General features: G+C 60.9%; 2 protein-coding genes and 1 pseudogene. 1 reads left to right on the top strand and 2 read right to left on the bottom strand.

Annotated elements, in window-relative coordinates; genetic code table 11:
• The first annotated feature begins 98 nt into the window (after positions 1-98).
• Positions 99-350, top strand: coding sequence for a toxin-antitoxin system HicB family antitoxin (locus NKI08_RS34425; RefSeq protein ID WP_352775953.1), 252 nt, complete (start codon positions 99-101; stop codon positions 348-350).
• 191 nt (positions 351-541) lie between these two features.
• Here the strand turns inward: NKI08_RS34425 and NKI08_RS34850 are convergent, their stop codons facing one another.
• Both NKI08_RS34850 and NKI08_RS34420 read right to left on the bottom strand, forming a co-directional pair.
• A complete protein-coding gene (locus NKI08_RS34850) occupies positions 542-691 on the bottom strand; it encodes a Y4oE-related protein (protein ID WP_502899705.1) in 150 nt (49 codons plus the stop codon).
• Between the two features lie 159 nt (positions 692-850).
• Positions 851-1327: pseudogene (locus tag NKI08_RS34420) on the bottom strand (hypothetical protein); the annotation flags it as partial.

The raw sequence follows: 1327 nt of genomic DNA, 5'->3' as shown, positions 1-1327 counted from the left end.
GTGACGTTCAACCTACGCGACTTCGGCAAGCTGGCCGAGCGCTTCGGTATCATGGTCCTGTCGCCAAGTGAGGCGCTGAGAGGATTGGAGAAAAAGACATGAGAAGAAGCAATTTCGCACGGCGACTTCAGCTCTCGCTTCTGGATGAGGCGCGCAAGGTGGCGGAGAGCGAAGGCGTGCCGCTCAACCAGTTCATTAACGTGGCAGTCGCTGAAAAGCTTTCGGCGCTGCGCACGGAAAGTTACTTTCAGGAACGCGCCGCCCGTGCCGACATTCCCAAGGCGCTGGACATCCTGAAGCGGGCCGGCAAAGGGAAGGCGCCGACCAAGGGCGACGAATTGCCGGAGTAATGCCCCCTGAATTGTCGAGCGGTCTCGCTCGTACCGGAGCCTTGCCTGTGTCGGAAGCGCCGAGAACTTCCGGTCAAGGCTGGCGCAGCACGCGCCACAGCGATGCGGCTCTGGCCTTGACGGGCTGGCTTCGGTCCGGCGTTCTCTCGACAAGCAGGCAGTTCCCTCGCCGGACACAATCTCTTCCTCCCCTATCGGGAAGAGCTTGGACGAACCTTCCCCGACGCTGCTTTCGCTTCGGAATCGGGCGAACCCGCTTGAAGATCGGTGAATATCCGAAACCAGAATCGGAACTCCTGTGTCCGCCCGTCGCAATGCGCCGAGAAGGCGCACCAGGCGATTGTGTCGCGGCTGTCTTTCCCTACAGAGCTTTCGCTGCCTCTGCAGCTTCAGGCACGGTCCACTGCTCCGGGGCGGCATCGCGGTTGAAGGCATCCAGCAGATCGGGATCGCCCGCCGCCGGATTTTGAGATGTCGCAAGAGCGTCCGGTGTCGCCAACTTACTGGCGGTTGAACCGGAACGTGAGGCAGACGCTTCGCTGCAAGTTGACGGGGTCTCGGCTGAAGTCGCTTGCGGAGCTTGGGATGCTGCTCACCGTGAAAGACCTGTCCGGCATCATCTGCTGGGCGATGCGCACCAGATCGCTGAGCGCCGAGCGGACTTGCGGCCAGGAGAACTCGGAGCATTCCTTCCAAGCCTCGCCCTCGCGCAACACGGCATCAAGCTTGCCTGCCACACCGGCGAGAGTCGTGGCGGGGGTCGTCGAGAATGCTTCCAGCAGATCCGCAGCTCGGTCGAGCCGGAAGTCGGATTGGATTTCATATCTCGCCCCCTTCTTTGTCTTCAGGCGCGGAAACAGCAGCCTGCCTGCCGCAGCCAGCGGAAGAAACTGACAATATGCTTCTCCGATATCGCGGGCTTTACCGAGACCACTGACAAAATGGAATCCGAGGATCTCACCCAACTCCTCAATCAC

It is taken from the genome of Mesorhizobium sp. M0768, assembly GCF_040320195.1.
Lineage (GTDB): Bacteria > Pseudomonadota > Alphaproteobacteria > Rhizobiales > Rhizobiaceae > Mesorhizobium.
This window is presented reverse-complemented; position numbering and strand designations above follow the sequence as displayed.